Below are 23,725 nucleotides of genomic sequence, written 5' to 3'. Positions count from 1 at the left end.
GTTACTCGCTCGCGGTAGGAACAAAATGGGCAGGCTGAAGGGTTTGCCACTGCGCGGCAAGCCAGTCCTGGCAGGCCTCCTGCGACTGGGGTTCGCATACCACGCGCCAGCCCGGCGGCAACTGGCAATGTTCAGGCCAGAGGCTAAACTGCCGGGCGCCGTTTTCGAGCAGGTAAAACCGCCCCTGCGGGTTATCGAAGGGATTTGCAAATTCCATACATACTCCTGTCTTTAAATGCGCGCCTGCGGCTCAGCGAGCGGCCCCCAGAGGGTACACAATCCCTCCGTCAACCCGCCCCGCCAGCAAAGCGCGTCGTGTCCGCCGTCAACCTGACGCCAGAAAAGCGGCTGCTGTGTGTGTAGTAAGGAGTAAAGGCGCTGATTGGCCTGATGAATAAGCGGTTCATGAATGCCCGCTTCAAGAAAAATACGCAGCGGCCGGGCGTCGAGCCTGCCTTCAAGCAGTTGCTCCACCAGCCAGCCATCCTGTCCGCCGCCGCGGTTCGGCCACCAGAACGAACCAGACTGGCTCAGCACGTTGCCGAAGCGTTGCGGCCAGTTTAACCCGGCATACAGCGCGGCAAGCCCGCCAAAACTTTGTCCTGCCACCACGGTGGTCGCGGCCTCATCACGCCAGGGGGCGATAGCCTGTACCTGAGGCAGCAACTCCTCCTGCACCGCCTGCCAGAAATCACGGTTGCAGGGCAGCTCATGGCTGCGGTGAACGGTGTCGATGACGTCGATAAGCAGATACACCGCAGGCGGCAGTTTTTTATCGTTGGTCAGTGCCTGGAGCGCCGGAAAAACGGGCTGGCTCTCAGCCCAGAACTGGCCGTCGAGCAAAATCGCAAGCGGCCGCTGCGCCGGTTGCGCCTCGCCGGTGGTGAAAATCCAGATGCGCCGGGTGTTAGCCAGGCGATGGCTGCGCCAGTGAATGCAGAGCGGCGGAGAATAAGGCGTATCGGGTTTGTCCCAGCCAGGCTGCGCTGGCGCGCCGGGCAGATGCAGCGCCGAGACCGGGTGGCCGCGCCCGCCGCGCCAGGCGGTTGGATTAAACGGGTCGGCAATCGCCTGAGGAAGCAGCTTGCGCCACCCTTCACGCAGCGCCGCGCGATCGGGCGTTTCCGCGGCAAATACCGCAGGCGCGAAGTCATCCGTACGCGCGGAAGGGATCAGGCAGTAGCTGCCGCGCCAGCGGGCATGCAGGGTCATTTCCCAGCGCCAGACGTCGGTGCCGGGCAGTCGCACAAGGCTTTGCGGGCGCGATGGCTTATGGTGATCGGTCAGGCCGGTAATATAAAGCCAGACGCGCCGGGTAGCCGACTGCGCTTCATTACCTGCCGGATCGCGCCACCAGAAGGTCACTTTACATTCGCCATTCGCTTCGCAGGCAATTTCAGGGATCCCCTGCGCCTGCTTCGCCTGCCACCAGGCTTCACTCCCCGTTGCGTGCGCCGTCAATTTATTAACCCCTTGTTAATAATGGCAAAAGACCCTGCCGTTAAGAAAATCCCGATAATATTATTGATAATTATTTGCATTTGCAATAGCGTATGGGCGCGCTGTGGGAAGCGCATAAAGTATTCAGAAAATGACGAAGCCCGCCGGGTGCTTTGGCCTCACCGCTACAGGATGAGCGACTTATTGCAGGCTGCACCAGGCATTATCCACGCTGTGCCACACCCTTTTGGGTACGGAACTCATGGCCGCCAGCGCAGAAAAGCAGGACATAAAATGAATAAGAAGATCCACTATTCCCTTGCGATGTTAATCAATCTGGGGATCTATGGCGTTGCGCTGCCGGCGAATGCCGCAGAGGCCGCCGCTGTTGATAGCGAAGCCGCGCCCTCTTCCGCTGGCGACGACACCATCGTCGTTACCGCTGCCCAGCAGAACCTACAGGCGCCGGGCGTCTCCACCATCACCGCCGATGAGATTCGTAAAAATCCGCCTGCGCGCGATGTCTCTGAGATTATCCGCACCATGCCAGGCGTTAACCTGACCGGCAACTCCACCAGCGGCCAGCGCGGCAACAATCGCCAGATTGATATTCGCGGCATGGGCCCGGAAAACACCCTGATCCTGATTGACGGTAAACCGGTGACCAGCCGCAACTCCGTGCGCCTTGGCTGGCGCGGCGAGCGCGACACCCGCGGCGATACCGCCTGGGTGCCGCCGGAGATGATTGAGCGCATCGAGGTGCTTCGCGGCCCCGCCGCTGCACGCTACGGCAACGGCGCGGCGGGCGGCGTGGTGAACATCATCACCAAACGCAGCAGCAACGAATGGCACGGCACATGGAATACTTACCTTGACGCCCCGGAGCACAAAGATGAAGGCTCCACCAAGCGCACCAACTTCAGCCTGACCGGCCCGCTCGGCGGCGACTTCAGCTTCCGCCTCTACGGGAACCTGGACAAAACCCAGGCCGACGCCTGGGATATCAACCAAGGGCATCAATCCGAACGCACCGGCAGCTACGCCAATACCGTGCCTGCCGGGCGTGAAGGCGTAATTAATAAAGACATTAACGGCCAGTTGCGCTGGGATTTCGCGCCGATGAACTCGCTGGAGCTGGAAGCGGGCTACAGCCGCCAGGGCAACCTCTACGCGGGCGACACCCAGAACACCAACACCAATGCGCTGGTGAAAAAGAATTACGGCAAAGAGACCAACCGTCTCTATCGCCAGAATTACTCGCTGACCTGGAACGGCGGCTGGGACAACGGCATCACCACCAATACCTATGCCCAGTACGAACACACCCGCAACTCGCGCAATAACGAAGGCCTGGCGGGCGGCACCGAAGGGATTTTCTCTGATGAGAATTTCTCGAATATCGATCTCAGCGACGTCTTGCTGCACAGCGAAGTCAGCCTGCCGCTGGACTGGCTGGTTAACCAGAACCTGACGCTCGGCACCGAGTGGAACCAGCAGCGCATGAAGGACCTGGCGTCCAATACGCAGTCGCTGACCGAAGGCGGCGCTATCGGCGGCGTTGACGCCACCAACCGCAGCCCCTACTCAAAAGCGGAGATCTTCTCGCTGTTCGCCGAAGACAACATGGAGCTGACCGACAGCACCATGCTGACGCCGGGCCTGCGTTTCGATCACCACACTATCGTTGGCAACAACTGGAGCCCGTCGCTGAACCTTTCACAAGGGCTGACGGACGATATCACGCTGAAAATGGGCATCGCCCGCGCCTATAAAGCGCCGAGCCTCTATCAGACCAACCCTAACTACATTCTCTACAGCCGTGGCCAGGGCTGCTACGCCAGCGCAGGCGCCTGCTACCTGATGGGCAACGACGACCTGAAAGCGGAAACCAGCATCAACAAAGAGGTGGGGCTGGAGTTTAAACGCGACGGCTGGCTGGCGGGCGTCACCTGGTTCCGTAACGACTACCGCGACAAGATTGAAGCGGGCTACTCGCCAATTGGCAAAGCGTCTAAAGCCACCACCGACGTTTATCAGTGGGAAAACGTGCCGAAGGCGGTTGTGGAAGGGCTGGAAGGGTCGCTTAACGTGCCGGTCAGCGACACGGTGAACTGGACTAACAACTTCACCTACATGCTGCAAAGCAAAAACAAAACCACGGGCGATCGGCTGTCTATTATCCCGGAGTACACGCTGAACTCGACGCTGAGCTGGCAGATTCGCCAGGATATCTCCGTGCAGTCCACGTTTACCTGGTACGGCAAACAGCAGCCGAAGATTTATAACTACAAAGGCGAGCGCGCCACCGGCAGCGAGACCAACGAAGTGAGTCCTTACAGCATTGTTGGCCTGAGCGGCACCTGGGACGCGACCAAAAACGTCAGCCTGACGGCAGGCGTGGATAACCTCTTTGACAAGCGCCACTGGCGCGCGGGCAACGCGCAAACCACCGGTAACGACACGACGAAATCGTATATGTACGGCGCAGGCGCGGAAACGTATAACGAATCAGGCCGCACCTGGTATGTCAGCGTCAACACGCATTTCTGATAGCGTTTGCTAAAGCATGTTGAGGATAAAAGGCGGGGATACTCCCGCCTTTTTGTTTTCGTTACACTGTTTCCTCTTTAAACCGCGCCATCTCTTTTATGCAAACCCATATCCGCTCCTTTACGTTTGCCGGCCACACGCTGTTTCGCGTCGGGTTCGACCCCGCTACGCTGCACCCCGCCGACCTGCTCTGGCTGGCGCATCATGAACAGGTTAGCCGCTTCGCGCCGCGCAGGCAGGCCGAGCACCTTGCCGGGCGAATAGCGGCAGTGGCGGCGCTTCGCCATGCCGGCAGCGACAGCCCGGCGCCGGGTATCGGCCTTAACCGTGAACCGCTCTGGCCGGCAGGCTTTTGCGGCAGCATTACCCATATTTCAGGCGTGGCGATGGCGGTGGCGATAAAAAGCGCCAGCCCGCGCCCGGGCATTGGCATCGACCTGGAAACCCTGCTGGATGAAAACGGCGCGGCGCAGATTGCCGAGGGCGCGCTTAACGCCTGCGAGCGCGAGCGCCTGCGCCAGGCCGCGCTTCCCTTTCCGCTTGCCGTTACGCTCGCCTTTTCCGCCAAAGAGAGCCTTTTTAAAGCGCTGTTCCCGCAGGTCAGAACCGCGTTCGGCTTTGACTGCGCGGAGATCGTAGCGTTTGAACAGCGCACGCTGACCCTTCGCCTTACGCAGGCGCTTGCCTCTTATCCCACCGGCGCCGCTTTTTACGTTCACTGGCAGCGGCTTGAGAACGCGGTAGCCACTCTGGTCCGCGGTTAACGCCGCCCCCCCTAATTCCAGGGGGAATCAGCCTTAAAGACGCATTCTTGCTGAAGATGCGTATGGCTTTGCCGATAACCCCTTAACCTACCAGCTATTTTTACTGCTCTGTCCTGCGCCGTCGTTGCGCCAGCACGAGTACAGGGATAAGGACGCGATGAATCGCCCTACCACCGATGCGGCGCCTGCCAGAGACGCCCTTACGCCGCCGCACAGGCAGCGCGAAGAAGGTCATTTCAATGCCGCCCGCGCCGTTCAGGCAGCACGTTTTACCTTAGATAAAGACGTTATCTTATCGGCGGCCACCCGCACCGCCCTTGATGAATGCCTCGCCCGCCTGCGTTTTCACCACACCATTTACCGGCATTGGAACTTCGCCAGCGTCGACCCCATGGGCATGACCGCCATTCTTAATTTTTACGGCCCTCCCGGCACCGGCAAAACGCTTTGCGCCGAAGCGCTGGCGGGACAGCTGGGCCTGCCTTTTCTGTCGCTGGGCATCGCCGAGCTGGAAAGCAAATTTATGGGCGAGACGGCAAAAAACATTCAGGCCGCTTTCGCCTGCGCCCGGGAGACAGGCGCGCTGCTCTTTTTTGACGAAGCCGACACCCTGCTTGGCAAACGCCTCTCTTCCGTCACACAAGGGGTGGATAACGAAGTTAACGCCATGCGCTCCACGCTGCTTATTGAACTGGAGCGATTTGAAGGCATCGCCGTTTTCGCCACCAACTTCGCCAACAATTACGACGAAGCCTTTCGCAGCAGAATTGGCTATCACGTTGAATTCACGTTGCCCGACCATGCCGCCCGCCAGCGGCTCTGGCATAAATTTCTGGTGGCCGATATTCCGCTGGCCGACCCGCGCGACGCCTTGCTCGAAGCCGCAAGCGGGCTTTCTGAAGGTCTTGCCGGGCGTGAAATACGCACCTGCATGCGTCTTGCTCTGCCAAAAGCGTTGCTTGAAGCCGAGCGCGACGGCGTTTCGCCACGCCTCGCCACCCGCCATTTGCAGGCCGCCATCGAACAGGTTCTCGCCTCGCGTCAGGCTGTCGCCAGCCGGGCGGGCCGCCTGCCGGACGATCTCAACACAGCAAAAAAACTACTGGGCGTTTAAAAATAATAAAGGAGAGTGGAAATGGGTTTTTGGTCAAGCATAAGTAGTGGATTCAGCAGTTTCGTCAGTTCTGCGGCCAGCGTAGCCAGCCGGGTATGGGACAGCGTAAAAGAGACCGCAGCCCGAACCGTTTCGTGGATGGCGGATAAAGCGGAAACTTTTGTCGGCAGCGTGAAAAAGGTCTGGGATAAAGTAAAACCGGTTATCAACAACGTGATTCGCCCGATTGTGCAGACCGCGGCGAAGCTTGCCGCCAAAGTGCTGCCGCAGTTTCCCTGGATTGGCGGCGCGCTGAATGCGCTGGATCGCGCCCTTGGTTTGCTCGTTGAGTGGGATAAGAGCGACCTGGCTAAACGCATCAGTAAAGCCATTGAGTGGGCGATTAAAAAAGCGAAGGCGCTGAAAGATATCTTCCTGACGCCCGAAGAAAGGGAAGAAGCCCGTCAGCATGAAGAAGCGCTGCGCGAAGCGCGCAGCCAGATGCGCGGCGAAGCGGCCCGCGCCATCGACTTAGCCAGCCTGATAACCCACTACGCCCAGCTCTCTACCCGCATTCAGGATGTGCTGGAAAACATTCAGATCGCCGATTTTGACCATTACCTGCGTTTACGCGCCGCGCAGAAACTGCTCAAAGAGACCGAACAACGCCTGACCCGCGCACAGGATATCGATGTCATTACCGATGACGATCTGTTCCTGATTGAAACGGGCAGCGACCTGCTTAAGCCCGACCCTCAACTCAGCGACAGCGTGGCGCAGCGCCTGAATGATGTCGTGATAGCGCGTTTCGGCCAGAAGCTGCTGCCGTTTGTCTTTGAAGAGATGATCATGGCCTGGGGCTACGACCTCCAGGAGAGAGAAAACGAGTGGAAATCGCTTAGCGAAGCGCTCTCGAAAGAAGAAGTGCTGCTGCGTCGCCTGAAAATTGGCGAGCGCCTTGGCGATCTGTCGCCGGAAGAGGCGCAGATGTTAAGCGCCCTTGAGGCCCGCCTTCCGGCCCGGCAGAGCGAAATGGAAAGCAAACGCAAACGCACCAACGAGATGCGTAATTACGTCTTCGCCGCTGAGGGCTTTCTGCAACTGCTGGAAAAAGAGCCGGACGACTTTATCGCTGAAGGCCGCGACTACCTGCTGGAAGACAGCAGCGCCGCCGGGATGATCATTATTGAATGCGCCCAGTATGGCAAAACCTGGGAACAACTCACCTTTGACGAGCAAAGCCTGATTATCGATTTCGCTAATATTTTCGAAGAAGCCAGCCGCGCGCGCGCGCAAAAACTGGTTGAGGTGGCCGCATGACGCCGCAGGAGTTTTTCGCTTTTTTGCTGCCCCGCATGGAAATTATTCAGCTGGTTTTCGGCGGACTCATGCTGTTAATGGTCGTGGTCACCATCGGTTTGCTTTGCACCCGCGCCAACCCCACAGAATGGGAAAAAAACTGGCGCGCCGGCACGCCGGATAACGCGGCTGACGATCCTGACGTTGAGCACGGCTCGGTTAACGAAATGAGCGCCGCTGTTGCCACCGACGGGGAAAAAATGGCCGACGTCATGCCGGGCGTTTTGCTGATTGTTGGCCTTCTTGGCACGTTTCTTGGCCTGGGCATTGCGCTGAACAAAGCCTCCGACATTCTTATCGACGCCAACTCGGCCGGCATGGACAGCGCCATGACCAACCTGATGGGCATGATGGAAGGTCTCGGGACGAAATTCAAAACCTCCACCTGGGGCATTATCGCGTTTCTGTTTCTGAAAACCTGGGCGGCATTCGGCAAGTATGACGAAAAGCGCCTGCGCTGGTGCGCGCAGAAGATGAAAGCCGTCGTCGGACAGAAGCGCCAGGCTGCGCATCTTAAGCAGGCGCACACAGAAGAGCGTTTTATCCAGACTCTCGAAACGATTGACGCCAGCATCCGCCTTCAGGGCGAGGCCACGCAAAGCGCCCTGCTTACGCTGCAATCCGGCATCGAGCCGCTGCTTAAAACGCTGACCGCGCAGGGTGTCGACACCCTCCAGGCGAGCCATGCGCATGGCGAACGGCTCGCGCAGTTAGGCGAAACGCTTGCGGGGCTCCGCCACGATGCGGCCGGGCAAATGCAGGCGCAGGCTGAAAACCAGGATAAGCAGCTGGCGCAGGCCATCGCCACGCGGGAATCGCTTCAGCGCTTTATTGCAGCCAACAGTGAAAACCTTGCCGCGATCCAACACTCCGCGCAGCAGATGGCGGATGCCGCACAGGGCATGGGCGATTCGGCGAAGGATTTGCAGTCGGCCATCGGCGATTTCCGCACTGGCGTGACCGAGGTGCTGGCCACCCTTAAAACCGATCTCGGCTCCACCATTAATCAGATGGGCGACAGCTTCAGCCAGAACATGGCTTCTATTTCCGCGAATATGGCTAACGCCACTGACGGTATCTCCCATGCGGTGACCGATCTTTCGCAGAGCGTGGGCGTCACCATGAATGAGGTGCGCGGCTCCATTGAAAGATCGATGGATTTGCAGAGCAAAACGCAGCGCGACTTTATTGTCACCAGCGACACGCTGAACGAAAAAGTCATCGCCATGACCCGGCTGGTTGACGACCTGCGCGAGCAGATTGTCAGCGGCCTGCGCGCGGTGTCAGAAAGCGGCCGCCGCGTCGCCAGCCTGAATACCCGCTATGAAGCGCTGACGGATGCGGGGGTGAAAAGTGCCGACGCTATCGCCGCGCTGGTGGAAGCGCTCAGCGCCATGCAGCAGCGCAGCCCGCTTCAGCCGGCGATGGACAAGATTGACGCGGGTATCGGTCAACTGGTGCGCAGCGTTGAAAAAGCCCATAACGACGCCCTGAGCGGCAGCGAAGCGTCCAGCGCGCTCGCTTCGCTGGATAACCGGTTAACCGATACGCTAACAACGCTGACCGCCATCCAGCGCGACATGGCGGCCGCCAACCAGACGTCGGGCGCGCAGCTGGCGCAGACGCTAAAACCGCTGTCAGCGACGCTGCAAAGCCTTGAGCGCAAGCTTTCGACCCCGCAAACGCTTAACCCCGCCGCCCTGGGAGTGGTGTCGTGAAAGACAAACCGAATGAATGGGTTTCCGTCTCTGACCTGATGTCGGGCGTTATGGCGGTCGTCATGTTGTTGCTGGTGATGTCCGTGCTGCAAAAAACCTGGTCAGACGTAAAGCATAAGCAGGAAATGGAACAGGGGATTGGCGCCCAGCGCGCCAGAGTCGGCAAAATGCTTCAGGAGATAAAAACCTCGCTGGACGGCACGCAAAACGAGGGCCTGGTCGCGCTCGACAGCGGCTCGCAAAAAATCACGCTGCGTGACGGCGTCTTTAACCGGGGAAGCGCCTGTATCGCGCCCGCCGCCCGCCAGGCGCTTGCCACGATTGAAACGCAGGTAGTGAAGTTTCTTACTGAGTTTGGCACCGGCCAGGTATTTATCGAAGGGTATACCGATAACCTGCCTGTCGCCCGCCCGGTGACTAACTTTGAAAGCTTCTGCACCGTTTACGACGATAACTTCACCCTTTCCGCCGCCCGCGCCAGGGAAGCGCGCAAGTTTATCGTTGGCGATCTGACAGCATCCGTGGCGCGCCGGGTGATCGTAGCAGGCTATGGCGATTCCCAGCCCATTGCGGGCGTACCGCCGGAAGATGCCCGGCAACGGCGCATTGAAGTGCGCTTTGTTTTATCTGATAAACAGTAAGCCGCTTGCGGACGTGTTCTCGTCCGCACAGCTTCTCCCGCCCGCCAGAATGCTCTGATAACACCGCCGCCTTTGCGACTTCAGACTCGCCTGATAGCGGCGCCTGTGATAAACCGCGAAGGTAGCGGCGCCAGGTTGTTGTTTATCTGGCGTTTATCAGGAGAAGAACATGAAAAAAATCGCCATTATGAGCCTGCTGCTCGCCCTCGGCGGCCTGAGCGGCTGCGTATACCATCATCACCACCACGACGGCCATCGTCATCATCATGGCGATCGCCACCACGGCGACTGGCGATAACCCCCTGCTTTTCGCACCGGCCTGCGGCCATAAAGCAGGCCGGTCTTGCCCAAATCTCCTGCCCTCTTGCCTGTTTCTGCCGCCCGGCAAAATGTTGCAAAAAACGCATCGTTACGTTGCAAATATTTCATGAAGGAATGATTGCCTCCGTCATTAATTGCCGATACAAAGAGTAACGGCGTTATGCAGCCTTTCGCGCTGCGCCCCTCAGGTTTTATCGCATCAGCAGCAAAACCCCCGCCCGTTCCCTATTTCCCCGTCTAAGCGGCTCATCAGAAAGCCGGACGGGTACAGACATAAACACAACACAATTTTCAGGAGTATGTATGACGGTGATTTCCCGTACAGAGGTGATCTATGCCATGTCGCGCGACAACGCCCCGGTGGCGACCGTAGCGGACGGCAGCGAAGTGACGTTTCAGACTTGCGACTGTTTTTCCGACCAGATAACCCGCGCCGACGCGGTGTTTACCGAACTGGACTGGGACCGCATCAACCCGGCCACCGGCCCGGTTTATGTGGAAGGCGCAAAAGCGGGCGACGTGCTGCGCGTTGATATCAAACGCATCGCGCTCACCAGCGCCCAGGCGGCGATGGTCACCGCGCCGCAGCTTGGCGTGGTGGGCGATGAGCTGGAAAAGCCGCAAATCACTATCGTGCCGATTGAAAACAATCAGGCGCTGCTGCCAGGCGGCGTGCGCGTGCCGCTGAACCCGATGATTGGCGTTATCGGCGTGGCGCCTGCGGGCGACGCTATCTCCTGCGGCACGCCGGACAGCCACGGCGGCAACATGGACTGCAAAGTGATTGCCGAGGGCGCCACCCTCTACCTGCCGGTTAACGTAGACGGCGCGCTGTTCGCGCTGGGCGACCTGCACGCGGCGATGGGCGATGGCGAGGTGTCCGTTTGCGGTCTGGAAATTCCAGGCGAAGTGACAGTCAGCCTGAGCGTGGTGAAAAACCGCCCGCTGCCGACGCCGATGCTGGAAAACGCCGACGCCATTTACACGCTCGGTTCGGCAAAAACGCTGGATGAGGCCGCCGCGCTCGCCACCCGCAACATGGCGCACTTTATCGCAGACCACGCGAATCTCACCCTCGACCAGGCGATCACTCTGCTGAGCATTGCAGGCGACCTGCAAATCTGTCAGGTCGTCGACCCGCTGAAAACCTGCCGCTACGCGCTGCCGAAAGCCGTCGCCGCCCAACTGAACCTGCGTATTGAGGGCTAATGAATGTCGGTTGAACAATTTGGCTATAAGCAGGAGCTGCACCGGGCGTTAACGCTTAAGGACCTGCTGATTTACGGCATGATTTTTATGGTGCCGATAGCGCCGTTCGGCGTGTTCGGCTATGTCTGGGACGGCGCGCAGGGCATGGTGGCGCTGGCGTATCTTATCGGCATGGCGGCGATGTTTTTCACCGCCATGAGCTACTGGTCGATGTCCCGCGCCTTTCCGGTGTCCGGCTCGGTCTATGCCTACGCCCAGCGCGGCATTCACCCGACGGTCGGCTTTTTCGCCGGCTGGCTGATCCTGCTGGACTACATTCTGGTGCCTTCGCTGCTTTATATCGTCAGCGCCGCCGCGCTGTCGCCGATTTTGCCCGGCGTTCCGGCGTGGGTCTGGATAATCGGCTTTATCGCGGTGAACAGCGTCATTAACCTGCTCGGCATTTCGTTTACCGCCAAAGCCAACAAGTACATTCTGGTGGCGGAAATCATCGTGCTGGCGATCTTTGTGGTGCTTGGGTTGATTGCGCTCTACTCCGGCGAAGGCGCAGGACATCTGACGCTGAACCCGCTTTATAACGCCGACCATTTCAGCCTGCCGCTGGTGATGGGCGCGGTGTCGATCGCGGTGCTGTCGTTTCTTGGCTTCGACGGCATTTCAACGCTTTCTGAAGAGACCAAAGGCGGCGTGGATACCGTAGGCAAGGCGTCGCTCGGCGCGCTGATGCTGGTGGGCGTGCTGTTTGTCCTGCAAACCTGGATTGCCGCCGATCTTGCCCAGGGGATGAACTTCTCAAGCCTCGACACCGCATTTTACGACACGGCTAACCTCGCAGGCGGCGCATGGCTTAAGTATGTGACCATCTGGTCGACGGCGCTCTCCTGGGGTATCGCCAACGCGCTGGTGGCGCAGGCGGCGGTTTCGCGCATTCTGTTCGCCATGGCGCGCGACAAACAGCTGCCGAAGCTGCTCGCTAAAGTGCACCCGCGCTTTAAAACGCCGTATGTCAGCACGCTGATTGTGGCGGCGATTTCCATCGCCTCCGGCCTTTATTTCAACGGCAACATCGACAACCTCAGCCGGCTGGTGAACTTCGGCGCGCTGATGGGCTTTTTGCTGCTGCATATTTCGGTTATCAACCACTACATGCTGCGCAATAAGTCCCGCAACCTGCTGCTGCACCTGATTTTTCCGCTGATCGGCTTTTTCATTATCGGCTTTGTTATTTATGAGATGGACAGCCAGGCGAAGATCCTCGGCCTGAGCTGGCTGGCGGTTGGGGTGGTCTATTACCTCGTGATGCGCTTTACCCTCAAGCGCGACGTCGTGCTGGATCTCGACAACTAACCTTCCCTTATCTGGCTTCGCCGCCCGGCGGAGCCAGCCTCGCCGCTATACTTTCTCTTATTCACGGGATAACGCGCGCGTATCCCGCCTCGTTACGCCGCCTGAAAAGGAGCCGCCATGAAACTCTACGCCTATGACCACTGCCCCTTCTGCACCCGCGTGCGCTTTATCACCGGCATGAAAAATATTCCCATCGACGTGCGCTATTTGCTCTGGGACGACGAGCAGACGCCCGTGCAGCTGGTGGGCAAAAAGAGCGTGCCGATTTTTGATGACGGCGAAGGCACCCTGCTTACTGACAGCCTGGAGATTGTCGCCTGGCTCGACAGCCACTGGGCAGAGCCTCTTCTGCAAGCGGAAAATCGCCCGGAGGTGGATGCCTGGCTTAACGACGCGATGCTGCCGCTGCAAAAAATCGGCTATCCGCGCTGGCCGACGCTGCTGCTGCCGGAGTTTCAGGCCGCCAGCGCCCGCGATGCCTGGAAAGCGGCGAAGCAGGCGGAGATTAACGGCTTTGACGAAGCGCTCGCCGAAACGCCCGCGCTGGTCGAGCCTGTTTTCGCGCTGTTTGAGCGCGCCGAAGCGCTGCTGGGCGACGCCATCGACGCCCGGCATCCGGTGAGCTACACCGAAATCAAACTCTTTACCGTGCTGCGCGGCTTTACCTGCGAGCCTTCGCTGCGCTGGCCGTTGCCACTGCGCAAATGGCTGGATCTGCGCTCGCGCCACAGCGCCGTGCCGCTGTTCTGGTCGTAATCAGGCGACGGTGCGCGAGGTAATTACGCGGCGCGCGCCCAGCCAGTGATCCTGCCAGAAAGGGTTATTAAGATCGCTGATGCGGATGGTTTCGCCAGTGCGCGGCGCCTGGATAAACTGGCCGCCGCCCAGATAAACGCCGACGTGATCCGCCCTTTTGCCATGATGAATATGGAAAAAAACCAGGTCGCCTGGTTTTAACTCCGACACGTCAACCGCGTTGCCGCGTCGGTCGTGATACATCTCATTGGCGGTACGAGGCAGAGCGGCGGAGAGATGCGCGTTATAGGCGTAAAAAACAAGCCCGCTACAGTCAAACCCCTCGCGCGGGCTTTTACCGCCCCAGACATAGGGTTTGCCAAGCTGCGCTTTTAACCGGGCGATAATTTTCTCTCGCGTCTCGTGCAGCGCGTCGTTTTCCACAAACGCCCTTTCCTCTTCTGAAAAGGTGTCGCTTTCAGGTTTTTTACTGTCGTAAACACCCTGCCACAAAAAGGCTTCGTCGTTGAAGGTGTCGTAGTGAAAAGGATCTCTGACGGTCAAAATACGGCTTCCCTGCTGCTGATGCTTATGTGACACCGCTTTCGTCGCATGATGCGGTTTTGCCCACAGAGGCATGCTGACGGAAACGGCCATCAGCAGAGTAATAAGTCGTACTTTAGTCTTGAACATAGCGATGAATAACTTACCCGTCGGCGGTTTTTGTGCCCGCGCATGATGAAGAAGGACAGCAGAAGCGCTCAGCAGCGCTCAAAAAATAGACTACCACTCTGCTGCCGACGCCGGGTTTAGCGTTTCCTGAAAGTGACATTAGCTTTATTTCATCTGCCGGGCGCCAAATCCGCTTTGCTTCACTATGTGAAGCACTCTTTGCGGCTGTTTTATGACCCTCTTCACGCAACCTTCGCCTGCGATAGCCATACGGCCTCGCCTCCTTAACACTGCATAACAACCCGGCGGTACGGGACTTCACCCGCTAAACCCACGGGCGCGCCACGCGCTGCTCAGGAGAAAACATGAACACGACCGATACCCGTTACGTTGCAGGCTACCCGGCGGCCAGCCCGCAGGAAGGGCGGCAAAGCACCTTTAAAATCATGACCTCGGCCGGCGTCGGCCACTTTATCGAATGGTTTGATTTCGGCCTTTACGGCACGCTGGCAGCCATTATCGCCAGCAACTTTTTCGCCAGCAGCGACCCGACGGTCGCCCTGCTGAAATCGTTCGCCGTTTTCGGCTCCGGCTTTTTAATGCGCCCGCTGGGCGGGCTGTTTTTCGGCTCGATGGGCGACCGGCTCGGACGGCGTAAGGTGCTGGTAACGGTGATTACTATCACCTCGGTCTCCACCTTCGTGATGGGGATTTTGCCCACTTACTCCCAGGCGGGAATTATCGCCCCGGTCTTGCTGGTGCTGACCCGGCTGGTGCAGGGGTTTGCCGCGGGCGGGGAAAGCTCAGGGGTCATCACCTATCTTGCCGAAAGCGCTAAGCCGCACCGCCGCGCCACGCTGACCTGCTGGAGCGAAAACTTCAGCTTTATGGCGTTTGTCTGCGGCTCCGGGCTGGTGCTGGCGTTAACCCACTGGCTTGGCGAGCCTGCCATGAACGACTGGGGCTGGCGCATTCCTTTCCTGCTGGCCGCGCCGCTGGGGCTGGGCGGGTTCTATATGCGCCGCAATATGGAAGATTCCGCCGAGTTTCATAAGCTGAAAAAGAGCGGCAAGCTTGAGCAGTCGCCGCTGCGCACCACGCTGAAAACCTCCCTGCGCGCGCTGCTGTTTTGCGTCGGCTTTGTGGTGGTAAAAGCGGTAAGCAGCTGGGTGCTGCAATCTTTTATGCCCGGCTATCTTTCCACCTACCTTAATTACAGCCGCACCGACGCTTACCTGATTACCACGCTGGGGCTTCTGAGCGTGGCGATAGCCATGCCGGTAACCGGCTATCTCTCCGACAGGCTGGGCCGCCGCCCGCTGATGCTGATGGGTTGCGGCGGTTTTATTTTACTGACCTGGCCCGCCATGCTGCTGATGGCGCAAGGCTCCGTGCTCGCCTCGATAGGCGCAATGAGTATGCTGGGCATTTTCGTCGCGCTGTTTAACGGCGGCTGCGGCGCGGCGATGGTCGAGCTTTTCCCCACCGCCATTCGCTACGGCAGCATCGCTATCTCTTACAACATCACGGTGGCGCTGTTCGGCGGCGTTACGCCGCTCGCTTCGGCAAGCCTTATCACCTTTACCGGCAACCCGCTTTCACCCGCCTTCTATGTGATGGCGACGGCGCTTATCTCTTTTATCGCCGTGCTGCTTGCGAAAGAAACGGCAGGCAAAACGCTGGATTAATTTTCTCAAACGGAGTGCGTTATGAAGATTGTTGACGTGCAGTGCTTCCCGCTAAAAATCAGGCCGCAGGAGATTTACCTGGGCGGCAAGCCGGATGACGAAGCCGCAGACTATTACTATCGCCCGGAATACCGCTGCGTCTATTCCCGCAAGATGGAAACTTGCCTGGTGAAAATCACCAGTGAGGACGGGCAGGTGGGCTGGGGCGAGGCGCTCGCGCCGGTAGTGCCGCAGGTGATCGCGCAGCTGATCACGCACCTGTTTACGCCGCTGCTGCTTGGCGCTAACCCGTTTAACAGCGCGGTGCTGAACGCCAGAATGTACGACTCGATGCGCGATCGGGGGCATATCACCGGCTATCACATCGATGCGCTGGCGGCGGTGGATACCGCGCTGTGGGATCTGAAAGGCCGCCTGTTGGATCTGCCTGTCCACCAACTGCTGGGAGGCAATTTTCGCGATTCCGTGCCCTGCTATGTTTCAGGACTGCCGCGCCCCACCCTTGAGGAGCGCTGCGGGTTGGCGCGGGAGTGGCAGACGAAAGGGTTTAACGCCATTAAGCTGGCGCTGGGCTATGGCGTGAGCGAAGACCTGAAAAACGTCCAGGCGATCCGCGAGGCGCTTGGGCCGCAGGCGACGCTGTTTCTGGACGCCCACTGGAACTACAGCGTCAGCGAAGCGGCGCAACTTGCCGCCGGGCTGAATGCCCTTAACGTCAGCTTTCTGGAAGCGCCTTTGCTGCCGGAAGATGTCGCCGGGCACGCCGAGCTGCGTCGTAAAAGCGCCCTGCCCATCGCCCTTGGCGAAACGGAACGCACCTGTTACCAGTTCCGCCCTTTTATTGAACAGCGCGCCGTCGACATTCTTCAGCCCGATGTAGGGCGCACCGGCATTACCGAGTTGATGCGCATCGCGACGCTTGCGCAGACCTGGCATTTACAGGTTGCGCCGCACTTAAGCGTCGGGCTTGGCCCCTGTATCGCCGCCTCCCTGCATGTGGCGGCCGCCCTGCCGAATCTCTTCATGCTGGAATATCAGCCGCCGGTCTTTGAGGTTGCCAACAGCCTGCTGCGACAGCCGCTGCGCTGCGAGGCGGGCCACTACGCGCTGCCGACGGGCGCCGGATTGGGTATTGAAATTGACGAACAACGAGTACGTGAATCTGTCTGGAGTGACGCATGTTAAAAGGTAATGTTCCTATTCTCGCCACCGCGTTTGACGAACAGGGCGCGGTAGACCTCGCCTCAATCGAAAAGCTGGTGATTTTTCTGCTCGAACAGGGCATCGACGGGCTGGCGCTGTTTGGCAATGCCTCGGAAGGCTATGCGCTGACCAGCAAAGAAAAAGCGGCGATTTTTCGCACGGTAAAAGCCCTGACCGGCGATCTGCCGCTGGTGGCGGCGGCGGGCGGCGGGTCGTCACAGGCCGCTGTTGAAGATATCCAGCGTATCCAGGCGATGGGAGCAAACGTGGCGATGGTGAACCCGCCCTCCGTGGTTAAACCGGGGCCGGAGGAGATTTACCGTTTTTACAGCGATATTTGCCGCCAGTGCGATATTGACATCATGATCCAGGACGCGCCGCTGATGACGGGCGTGAATATCCCGGTGCCGACGCTGGTTCGCCTGTGCGAAACGCTGGCGCAAATTCGCTACATCAAAGTGGAGCAGCCGCCCACGACGCTGAAGATAAGCCAGCTTAAAACGGCGCTCGGGGAGCGCGCCGGGCTGTTTGGCGGCCTGAACGCCGGGTTTTTGTATGAAGAGCTTGCCCGCGGCATTATCGGCACCATGCCCGCCTGCGAATTTCCGGATGTCATCAACGCCATTTTGCAGGCCTGGACGCGCGACCGCGACGAGGCGCGCGCGCTTTTTTACCGCTATTTGCCGTTTCTGCGCTACGGCGTGCAGCCGGGCATCGGCGTGGCGGTGCATAAAGAGATCCTCTACCGCTCCGGCCTTTTCGCCACTCGCACCGTGCGCGACCCGGCGAAAACGCTGGATGAAACCACGCGCAAAGAGCTTTGCGAAATCACCGATCGTCTGCCGCTGGCGATTCTGGAGCGTGCGCGATGAGCGACTATATTGCCGTTGACTGGGGCAGCAGCAATTTTCGCGCCATGCGCGTAAACCGAGGGGAAGTGGTGAAGAGCGTGGCGTCGCCAAAAGGAGTGGCCCGCACGCCGCGCGAAGCGCTGGGAGTCATCCTGCGCGAAGAGCTTGCGCGCCTTGGCGACGACTACGACGCCAGCACGCCGGTTATCCTCTGCGGCATGATTGGCAGCAACATCGGCATAGTGGACGCAGGCTATCAGTCGCTGCCGCTGAGCTTCAGGGCGTTAACCGCGCGGGGCGTGGTGCTGGAAGGCGTATTGCCCAACCCGTTGACCGTCAGGCCCGGCATTTGCAGCCCGTCGGAGCATGAGATCTGCCGCGGCGAAGAGATGCAACTGGCAGGGGCGCTGACGCTGTGCGACGCCCGCGTTTTCGCCGCCGTCGGCACCCACAGCAAATGGCTGCGCGTCGATCGCCACCAGCAACAAGTGATCAGCCTGCGCACGCTGATGACCGGCGAGCTTTATCATCTGGTGTTGAACCACTCGGTGGTGGGGCGCGGGTTGCCTGAACAGCGTTTTGATGACGACCGCTTTCAGGACGGCGTGGAGACGGCCATCGCCATCGCCCAGGGCAACGCCGGGCTGGTGAGCGAACTGTTCCGCTGCCGGGGCCGCTATATCCTCGGCGAATTTGACGCCGCCTGCGCCAGCGCCTGGCTTTCCGGCCTGCTCATCGGCCATGAAATCCTCTGCGGGCATCCGCGTGAGGAAACGGTCTGCTTTATTGGCGCTGCGTCGTTGCTGCCCCGCTACCAGCAGGCGTGCGAATTACTCAACCTCCCCTGCCTGACGCTTGAAGCCGAAACGGCGCTGATAGCCGGGCTGAATAAGGTGTTTAGCGATGCTGTTTAACGGACGCATTATCGCGATTTTACGCGGCGTAACGCCGGATGACTGCCTGGCGCAGGTCGACGCGCTGGCGGAGCATAATATTCTGGATGTGGAAATCCCCGCCAACTCGCCTGACTGGGCGCAAAGCATCCGGCTGATCAAGCGCCGTTTCGCCCGGCGGGTGAACCTTGGCGGCGGCACCATCGTTACCCCTGCGCAGGCGGCGGCGTGCGCCGAAGCGGGCGCCGATTACGCGCTTACGCCGAATCTGGATGCGAAAGTCGTGGAAGCATGCAGAACGCAGGGGCTGAAAATCTGCGCAGGCGTTTATACCAGCACGGAGATCTTCGCCGCCTGCGCGCTGGGGGTAGACGCGCTGAAAATTTTTCCGGCGGTAACGCTGCCCGCCAGCTGGCCGCAGTTGATTAAGGGGCCGCTGTCGCAGGCGGTGCCCTTTTGCGCGGTGGGCGGAATTGATGAGAGCAATATGGCGGACTATTTGCAGCATTACGACAGCGTGGGCATTGGCTCCGCGCTTTATCGCCCGGGCCAGCCTGCCGCCGTTACGCGCCAGCGTGCGGCGTTGCTTGCCCGCTAACCGCCGCTGATTTTTTGCGCCGCCGACACCAGAAACGCTTTCAGCGCCTCCAGCTCAAGCTTTTCGCCATTCAGGTTGGAAAGCGCAATCGCCGCCTGCATGCCAGGAATGATGCAGGCCATGCGAGCGTCGCCGTCCGGCCAGACTTTCACCAGCACCTGATGACGCCGCGCCGCCTCAATATCCGCCCGGATAAGCTGAAAATCGTGTATGCCGATAAGATCGATAATCTCTTCATCGCTGCGCGCCGCCAGCAGCTTGATGCCGATAACCGATTCAACGGCGGGATAAGAGTCATAGTTGCCGATGGCTCTGGCCACGCTTTTTCCCTGCCGCGTATGGATGAGATAAACCACCTCTTTGCCGCTCAGTATGCCGACCACGATAGAGACGGGCTGGCTGCCCACCTCTTCCAGCGTCTCCAGCACCGCTTTGTAAAAAGCGGAGTTATGGATAACCTGGGCGGAAAAGCGGTGTACGCCCGGGCCGAGCGAATATTTGCGCTTTTCGTTGCGCTGCACCATCTCCAGCGCCAGCAACGTTTGCATCAGCCGCGTTACTTTGGCGGAGTCCAGCGCCAGCTGGCGGCCTATTTCGCGAATGCCGGTCGGCGCGCCGAGGCTCGCCAGCAGGTTCAGGCAGCGAAACGCGTCATAGACCGAGCGCAGTAGCATAGCGCTTGCGCTCAGCGTGCGTGAAACGCCGAAAGCGGCTGTTTTTGCCGCCCCTGCGCATCAAAGTTTTCCGGCGCCAGCCAGCCGCGCAAGGCGGCGTTTCGCTGCGGCCACTCTGCATCAATAATGGAGAACCACTCGCTGTCGCGGTTGCGGCCTTTACGCACCATCATCTGGCGCAGCAGCCCTTCGAAAGTAAAGCCAAGCCGCAGCGCCGCGTTACGCGAGGCGGCGTTCAGCGAATCGCACTTCCATTCCACGCGGCGGTAGCCCTGTTCAAAAGCGGCGCCGAGCAGCAGCCAGACCGCTTCGGTGCCGAGCACGGTATTTTTCATGCGCGGCGACCAGGTGACATGGCCGATTTCCACCGTGCCGTTAGCCGTGTCCATACGCATAAAACAGACCAGTCCTGCCGCCTCGCCGCTTTTTTGCTCGATGACGGCGTAGGGAGTAAGCGTCGGGTCCGCCACTTTGCCCTGCACCCAGTGCCAGGCCGCCTGCGGCGTATCGGGGCGTTGCGCGGCAAGCCACGTCCAGTCGCGCTCGTCAGGCGCCAGCTGGTAGGCCTCGAAAAGTTGCTGCGAATGGCGGTCCGCATCCAGCGGCTCAAGGCGGCAATAATGCCCTGCCAGCGGCACGCGGGGGAGGATCTGTACGCCCTGCCACTCCGGTACGGGCGCGCCAACGAGCTGGTTGTACTGGTTTAACTCGGTCACAGGAAAAATCCTTGCGGGTGGGATTGTTAATAAATTGTTGTATCAGGTAAGCCGCTGGAAAGAAAGTGAATGTCGTTCATAAAAATGCGTGAGGCGGTGTGGGCCGTTTTTTCTCCCTCAGGCTTTTTCTTTTGCTTCAGAGGCTTCAGAACAACTCGGTTTTATCCGAGCCGCTTCAGCGCAAACAGATGATTTTGCATGACTATACTTGCACAAAGCGCCACCCGCAGCCGTAGCTGGCTGCCATGACAAGAGATAATCCTATGCCTCTGAAACCCTTTAACGCCTCTGATCCTTTCACGCTGGGCATTGAACTGGAGCTCCAGGTGGCGAGCCCGCCCGGCTACAACCTAAGCCAGGACTCCTCCACGCTGATTAGCGAGCTGGAAGGCACAATCAGCGCCGGAGAGGTGAAACATGACATCACCGAAAGCATGCTTGAGATAGCGACCGGCGTCTGCCAGGACATTAACCAGGCGAGCGCGCAATTTTCCGCGCTGCAACGTGACATTCTCGCCTGCGCGCAACAGCACCATCTGGTGATTAGCGGCGGCGGCACGCACCCGTTCCAGAAATGGCAACGCCAGGAAGTGTGCGCCAGCGAGCGTTACGCCCGCACCCTGGAGCTGTTTGGCTACCTCATTAAGCAGGCGACGGTCTTTGGCCAGCATGTGCATGTGGGGTGTCGTACCGGGGATGAGGCGATTTATCTGCTGCATGGGCTGTCTCGCTTCGTGCCGCACTTCGTCGCGCTTTCCGCCTCCTCGCCTTATATGCAGGGTTCCGATACCGGCTTCGCCTCTTCAAGGCTCAATATTTTTTCTGCGTTTCCCGATAACGGCCCCGCGCCGTTTGTCGAAAACTGGACGCAGTTTGAAAAAATGTACGCCCGGCTCGAAGGCACAGGGGTGGTGGAATCGATTAAAGACTTGCACTGGGATATTCGCCCAAGCCCCGGCTTTGGCACGGTGGAGGTCAGGGTGATGGATACGCCGCTTTCGCTGTCGCGGGCCATTAACATCGCCGGATTTATTCAGGCTATCGCCCACTGGCTGCTGGAAGAGCGCCCCTTCAAACCGAAGGCGGAAGATTACCTGATTTACCGCTTCAACCGCTTTAGCGCCTGCCGCTATGGGCTGGAAGGCACCTTAACCGACGTTTGCACCGGCGAGCAGCGCACCATCGGCGAAGATATTCTGCGCACGCTGGAAAAAGTCGACCGCTATGCCGCTGACCTGAACGGCCGGAGCGCGCTTGAGGAGATTCATCGCTACGTGCGAAATAACGACAGCGACGCGCGCACTATGCGGGAATTTATGGCCGACGGGCTGTCGCTTTCGGAACTGGTGCGCCGCAACGGCGAAATCTGGGCTGCAACGCTTTAGCGGTAACTGTTTTCCGGCGTGGGGCGTGATTTTGCACGCCGGAAAATAACGCCTTACGCCCGGTCTATTGAAAACCAGCGCCGCCAGACGAAGCGGATAACCAGGTATTCAACGGCGCCGAGAAACAAAAACCAGGCGCAGAAAATAATGGTGTAGAGCTGGTTAAGATCCTGCAAATGGAAGGTGGCGATCATTTTTTGCGCCAGCGACAGCGCCAGTACCGGCGCGGGCAGCAGCAGACAAGAGAGAAAGGCCAGCAGCAAAATGCCGCCGGCCACCATCAAAGATTCGAGCGGATGCTTCATGAGGGACGAGAGCCTGAGTTTAAAAGGCGCATTGTCGGAGAATTCATCCGGCCTTGCAAATTCAGTTGTTCGCCTGTCGGCGGTAGCTGCCCGGCGATAAACTGTAGTGGCGCGTAAAAAGCCGCGTAAAGGTTTGCTGCGATTCAAAACCATACTTCAGCGAAATATCGAGCACTTTCTCGTTGGTGGCGCGCAGATCGCGCGCGGCGAGACTGAGCTTTTTCTCGCGAATATAGCGCCCTAAGCTTTCCCCTTTATGGTGGTGAAACAGGCGCTGCAAATGCCATTTAGAATAACCGGCGTGGCGCGCGACATCGTCAATGCGCAACGGCTTATGCAGATTGTCGTCGATCCAGCCGGTGAGGGTTTCTATAACCTGAGCGGGCAGTTCCATACAAGCGTCCCTCTGTTTTTAGGTTGAGTATTAACGTGGCGCGACGACGTTGTCGTCTTCCCACCACGCGCTGAAATGCTGCTCTGTTTGCGCAAGGCGCACCGGTTCGCCGGGGCGCGGCGTCAGCAGCGTATAAGCTTTATCGCGACTGGCCGCCGCCAGTCTTTTTAACGGATCGTTCCAGGCATGCTTCGCCATCGCAAAACGGCCGTTATGCCCCGGCAGGACGCGTTTGGCCCCCAGATCCTGCGCGGCCTGCGCCGTTTCTTCGGGCATCATGTGGATCTGGCTCCAGTCGCGGTCGTACTGACCGTTTTCCATGATGGCGATGTCCACGCCGCCGAACCGTTCGCCAGTCGCTTTAAAATGCGGGCCATAGCCGCTGTCGCCGCTGTAATAGAGTTTTTGCTGCGGCGTTTCGAACAGAAAACTCGCCCACAGCGTCTGGTTGCCTTTCAGGCCGCGCCCGGAAAAGTGACGCGCCGGCAGGGCATGCACCGTCAGCCCATCAGCAACGTTTACCGACTGCTGCCAGTCCACCTCTTTAATACGCGACGGCGCTACGCCCCAGGCTTCCAGATGCGCCCCGACCCCAAGCGGCGTGATGACCTGGCGAATTTTCGGGCGCAGCGCCCGAAGCGTGGCGTAATCCAGGTGATCGTAGTGATCGTGCGATATCACCAGCAGATCGATGTCCGGCATGCTTTGCGCCGTCCACGGGTAATCGCCGGCAAAAGCGCGGTTGAAAAGCGCAAACGGCGAGGCGTAGCCGCTAAAGACCGGGTCAATCAAAATACGTTTGCCCGCCAGTTGCAGATACCAGGAGGAGTGGCCCAGCCACAACGCCAGATCGTCGTTTTTATCCAGCGAGGCGATGTCGGTGTGAACCAGCGGTAGCGGACGCTCAGGTTTCAGGTTATCGATGCGCTTAAAGAGGAACTCGCCCCACGCGGCCCACTGGCTGCCCTGCCCGGTAAAAACACGCGTGGGCTCTTCATTCTGAAACGCGCCGTCGCGGTAGTTCGGCGAGCGCTCAACCTGCGCTTTTCGCTCTCCTTGCGGCGCGGCGCCGAAACCGGGGGCGAGGTAGAGCGCCAGCGCGCCCATTGCTGCTAACATAAGAATGCCTCCCGTAGCCCAGAAACGTAGCGGTTTTCTCATTGCGGTCC

23 protein-coding genes and 1 pseudogene are annotated in these 23,725 nt (G+C 59.3%); 16 read left to right on the top strand and 8 right to left on the bottom strand.

Features of this window, described 5'->3' with window-relative positions; all coding sequences use genetic code 11:
- Nucleotide 1 precedes the first annotated feature (1 nt).
- Nucleotides 2-217 (bottom strand): MbtH family protein, encoded by a 216-nt coding sequence (locus DW56_RS16130; RefSeq protein ID WP_024551414.1) that lies wholly within the window; start codon nt 215-217, stop codon nt 2-4.
- 14 nt (nt 218-231) lie between these two features.
- Nucleotides 232-1,461 (bottom strand): enterochelin esterase, encoded by a 1,230-nt coding sequence (gene fes, locus DW56_RS16125; RefSeq protein ID WP_024551415.1) that lies wholly within the window; start codon nt 1,459-1,461, stop codon nt 232-234.
- A gap of 273 nt (nt 1,462-1,734) precedes the next feature.
- On the opposite strand from fes, the gene DW56_RS16120 reads away from it, so the two are divergent.
- The 10 genes from DW56_RS16120 (at nt 1,735) to grxB (ending at nt 13,198) form a co-directional block, all read left to right on the top strand.
- The gene (locus DW56_RS16120; protein WP_024562023.1) at nt 1,735-3,990 is read left to right on the top strand and encodes a TonB-dependent siderophore receptor; all 2,256 of its coding nucleotides are present in this window, start codon (nt 1,735-1,737) and stop codon (nt 3,988-3,990) included.
- A 98-nt stretch (nt 3,991-4,088) separates the two neighbouring features.
- Complete coding sequence (gene entD, locus DW56_RS16115) at nt 4,089-4,754, top strand: enterobactin synthase subunit EntD (RefSeq protein ID WP_024551417.1); 666 nt, start codon at nt 4,089-4,091, stop codon at nt 4,752-4,754.
- A gap of 157 nt (nt 4,755-4,911) precedes the next feature.
- On the top strand, nt 4,912-5,868 hold the full coding sequence (locus tag DW56_RS16110) for an ATP-binding protein (protein ID WP_024551418.1): 957 nt from the start codon (nt 4,912-4,914) through the stop codon (nt 5,866-5,868).
- 21 nt (nt 5,869-5,889) lie between these two features.
- Nucleotides 5,890-7,167 carry a hypothetical protein gene (locus DW56_RS16105; RefSeq protein WP_139152785.1) on the top strand — a complete coding sequence of 426 codons (1,278 nt, stop codon included), beginning with the start codon at nt 5,890-5,892 and terminating at the stop codon, nt 7,165-7,167.
- A complete protein-coding gene (locus DW56_RS16100) occupies nt 7,164-8,924 on the top strand; it encodes a hypothetical protein (protein ID WP_024551420.1) in 1,761 nt (586 codons plus the stop codon). The genes DW56_RS16105 and DW56_RS16100 overlap by 4 nt, the downstream gene beginning before the upstream one ends.
- The gene (locus DW56_RS16095; RefSeq protein WP_024551421.1) at nt 8,921-9,565 is read left to right on the top strand and encodes an OmpA/MotB family protein; all 645 of its coding nucleotides are present in this window, start codon (nt 8,921-8,923) and stop codon (nt 9,563-9,565) included. The genes DW56_RS16100 and DW56_RS16095 overlap by 4 nt, the downstream gene beginning before the upstream one ends.
- Nucleotides 9,566-9,734: 169 nt before the next feature.
- Nucleotides 9,735-9,863 (top strand): hypothetical protein, encoded by a 129-nt coding sequence (locus DW56_RS22920; protein WP_234409172.1) that lies wholly within the window; start codon nt 9,735-9,737, stop codon nt 9,861-9,863.
- Between the two features lie 326 nt (nt 9,864-10,189).
- Complete coding sequence (locus tag DW56_RS16090) at nt 10,190-11,095, top strand: acetamidase/formamidase family protein (RefSeq protein ID WP_024551422.1); 906 nt, start codon at nt 10,190-10,192, stop codon at nt 11,093-11,095.
- A 3-nt stretch (nt 11,096-11,098) separates the two neighbouring features.
- Entirely contained in the window at nt 11,099-12,442 is a 1,344-nt protein-coding gene (locus tag DW56_RS16085) for an APC family permease (protein ID WP_024551423.1), read from the top strand.
- 117 nt (nt 12,443-12,559) lie between these two features.
- Nucleotides 12,560-13,198, top strand: a complete 639-nt coding sequence (gene grxB, locus DW56_RS16080) for a glutaredoxin 2 (protein WP_024551424.1) — start codon at nt 12,560-12,562, stop codon at nt 13,196-13,198.
- Here grxB and DW56_RS22915 read toward each other — a convergent pair.
- Nucleotides 13,199-13,636, bottom strand: a pseudogene (locus tag DW56_RS22915) (C40 family peptidase); the annotation flags it as partial.
- A 659-nt stretch (nt 13,637-14,295) separates the two neighbouring features.
- Here DW56_RS22915 and DW56_RS16070 point away from each other — a divergent pair.
- From DW56_RS16070 to DW56_RS16050, 5 genes are read left to right on the top strand one after another with little or no spacing between them, the layout of a single operon-like run.
- Entirely contained in the window at nt 14,296-15,537 is a 1,242-nt protein-coding gene (locus tag DW56_RS16070) for an MFS transporter (protein WP_049293966.1), read from the top strand.
- Nucleotides 15,538-15,558: 21 nt separating this feature from the next.
- Nucleotides 15,559-16,722, top strand: coding sequence for a mandelate racemase/muconate lactonizing enzyme family protein (locus DW56_RS16065; RefSeq protein ID WP_024551427.1), 1,164 nt, complete (start codon nt 15,559-15,561; stop codon nt 16,720-16,722).
- Complete coding sequence (locus DW56_RS16060) at nt 16,716-17,612, top strand: dihydrodipicolinate synthase family protein (RefSeq protein WP_024551428.1); 897 nt, start codon at nt 16,716-16,718, stop codon at nt 17,610-17,612. The genes DW56_RS16065 and DW56_RS16060 overlap by 7 nt, the downstream gene beginning before the upstream one ends.
- Nucleotides 17,609-18,505: a 2-dehydro-3-deoxygalactonokinase gene (locus tag DW56_RS16055; protein ID WP_024551429.1), complete on the top strand. Its 897-nt coding sequence runs from the start codon at nt 17,609-17,611 to the stop codon at nt 18,503-18,505. The genes DW56_RS16060 and DW56_RS16055 overlap by 4 nt, the downstream gene beginning before the upstream one ends.
- Nucleotides 18,495-19,082 carry a beta/alpha barrel domain-containing protein gene (locus DW56_RS16050; protein WP_024551430.1) on the top strand — a complete coding sequence of 196 codons (588 nt, stop codon included), beginning with the start codon at nt 18,495-18,497 and terminating at the stop codon, nt 19,080-19,082. Before DW56_RS16055 ends, DW56_RS16050 begins: the two co-directional genes overlap by 11 nt.
- Here DW56_RS16050 and DW56_RS16045 read toward each other — a convergent pair.
- On the bottom strand, nt 19,079-19,756 hold the full coding sequence (locus tag DW56_RS16045) for a helix-turn-helix domain-containing protein (RefSeq protein ID WP_024551431.1): 678 nt from the start codon (nt 19,754-19,756) through the stop codon (nt 19,079-19,081). The two genes, DW56_RS16050 and DW56_RS16045, sit on opposite strands and share 4 nt — an antisense overlap.
- 11 nt (nt 19,757-19,767) lie before the next feature.
- Complete coding sequence (locus DW56_RS16040; protein WP_024551432.1) at nt 19,768-20,472, bottom strand: GNAT family N-acetyltransferase; 705 nt, start codon at nt 20,470-20,472, stop codon at nt 19,768-19,770.
- A 263-nt stretch (nt 20,473-20,735) separates the two neighbouring features.
- Between DW56_RS16040 and DW56_RS16035 the strand changes: the two genes are divergently transcribed.
- Nucleotides 20,736-21,857, top strand: coding sequence for a YbdK family carboxylate-amine ligase (locus DW56_RS16035; protein ID WP_024551433.1), 1,122 nt, complete (start codon nt 20,736-20,738; stop codon nt 21,855-21,857).
- A gap of 53 nt (nt 21,858-21,910) precedes the next feature.
- Here the strand turns inward: DW56_RS16035 and DW56_RS16030 are convergent, their stop codons facing one another.
- The 3 genes from DW56_RS16030 to DW56_RS16020 all read right to left on the bottom strand — a co-directional run bounded on the left by DW56_RS16030 (nt 21,911) and on the right by DW56_RS16020 (nt 23,717).
- Entirely contained in the window at nt 21,911-22,162 is a 252-nt protein-coding gene (locus DW56_RS16030) for a DUF1158 domain-containing protein (RefSeq protein ID WP_024551434.1), read from the bottom strand.
- A gap of 61 nt (nt 22,163-22,223) precedes the next feature.
- Nucleotides 22,224-22,556 (bottom strand): RamA family antibiotic efflux transcriptional regulator, encoded by a 333-nt coding sequence (locus DW56_RS16025; RefSeq protein WP_024551435.1) that lies wholly within the window; start codon nt 22,554-22,556, stop codon nt 22,224-22,226.
- A gap of 30 nt (nt 22,557-22,586) precedes the next feature.
- Nucleotides 22,587-23,717, bottom strand: coding sequence for an MBL fold metallo-hydrolase (locus DW56_RS16020; RefSeq protein ID WP_024562025.1), 1,131 nt, complete (start codon nt 23,715-23,717; stop codon nt 22,587-22,589).
- Nucleotides 23,718-23,725: the final 8 nt, after the last annotated feature.

Origin of the sequence: Franconibacter helveticus LMG 23732, assembly GCF_000463115.2 — a bacterium.
In the GTDB taxonomy this organism is placed as follows: Bacteria; Pseudomonadota; Gammaproteobacteria; order Enterobacterales; family Enterobacteriaceae; genus Franconibacter; species Franconibacter helveticus.
Note: the sequence above shows the minus strand (reverse complement) of the source record. Positions and strands in the feature narration are given on the sequence as shown.

Excerpts from the sequence above, each read along its gene's own strand:
- DW56_RS16130 (WP_024551414.1), bottom strand. The coding sequence starts at position 217 with ATGGAATTTGCAAATCCCTTCGATAACCCGCAGGGGCGGTTTTACCTG.
- DW56_RS16120 (WP_024562023.1), top strand. The coding sequence starts at position 1,735 with ATGAATAAGAAGATCCACTATTCCCTTGCGATGTTAATCAATCTGGGG.
- entD (WP_024551417.1), top strand. The coding sequence starts at position 4,089 with ATGCAAACCCATATCCGCTCCTTTACGTTTGCCGGCCACACGCTGTTT.
- DW56_RS16110 (WP_024551418.1), top strand. The coding sequence starts at position 4,912 with ATGAATCGCCCTACCACCGATGCGGCGCCTGCCAGAGACGCCCTTACG.
- DW56_RS16105 (WP_139152785.1), top strand. The coding sequence starts at position 5,890 with ATGGGTTTTTGGTCAAGCATAAGTAGTGGATTCAGCAGTTTCGTCAGT.
- DW56_RS16100 (WP_024551420.1), top strand. The coding sequence starts at position 7,164 with ATGACGCCGCAGGAGTTTTTCGCTTTTTTGCTGCCCCGCATGGAAATT.
- DW56_RS22920 (WP_234409172.1), top strand. The coding sequence starts at position 9,735 with ATGAAAAAAATCGCCATTATGAGCCTGCTGCTCGCCCTCGGCGGCCTG.
- DW56_RS16090 (WP_024551422.1), top strand. The coding sequence starts at position 10,190 with ATGACGGTGATTTCCCGTACAGAGGTGATCTATGCCATGTCGCGCGAC.
- DW56_RS16085 (WP_024551423.1), top strand. The coding sequence starts at position 11,099 with ATGTCGGTTGAACAATTTGGCTATAAGCAGGAGCTGCACCGGGCGTTA.
- grxB (WP_024551424.1), top strand. The coding sequence starts at position 12,560 with ATGAAACTCTACGCCTATGACCACTGCCCCTTCTGCACCCGCGTGCGC.
- DW56_RS16070 (WP_049293966.1), top strand. The coding sequence starts at position 14,296 with ATGACCTCGGCCGGCGTCGGCCACTTTATCGAATGGTTTGATTTCGGC.
- DW56_RS16065 (WP_024551427.1), top strand. The coding sequence starts at position 15,559 with ATGAAGATTGTTGACGTGCAGTGCTTCCCGCTAAAAATCAGGCCGCAG.
- DW56_RS16060 (WP_024551428.1), top strand. The coding sequence starts at position 16,716 with ATGTTAAAAGGTAATGTTCCTATTCTCGCCACCGCGTTTGACGAACAG.
- DW56_RS16055 (WP_024551429.1), top strand. The coding sequence starts at position 17,609 with ATGAGCGACTATATTGCCGTTGACTGGGGCAGCAGCAATTTTCGCGCC.
- DW56_RS16050 (WP_024551430.1), top strand. The coding sequence starts at position 18,495 with ATGCTGTTTAACGGACGCATTATCGCGATTTTACGCGGCGTAACGCCG.
- DW56_RS16045 (WP_024551431.1), bottom strand. The coding sequence starts at position 19,756 with ATGCTACTGCGCTCGGTCTATGACGCGTTTCGCTGCCTGAACCTGCTG.
- DW56_RS16035 (WP_024551433.1), top strand. The coding sequence starts at position 20,736 with ATGCCTCTGAAACCCTTTAACGCCTCTGATCCTTTCACGCTGGGCATT.
- DW56_RS16030 (WP_024551434.1), bottom strand. The coding sequence starts at position 22,162 with ATGAAGCATCCGCTCGAATCTTTGATGGTGGCCGGCGGCATTTTGCTG.
- DW56_RS16025 (WP_024551435.1), bottom strand. The coding sequence starts at position 22,556 with ATGGAACTGCCCGCTCAGGTTATAGAAACCCTCACCGGCTGGATCGAC.
- DW56_RS16020 (WP_024562025.1), bottom strand. The coding sequence starts at position 23,717 with ATGAGAAAACCGCTACGTTTCTGGGCTACGGGAGGCATTCTTATGTTA.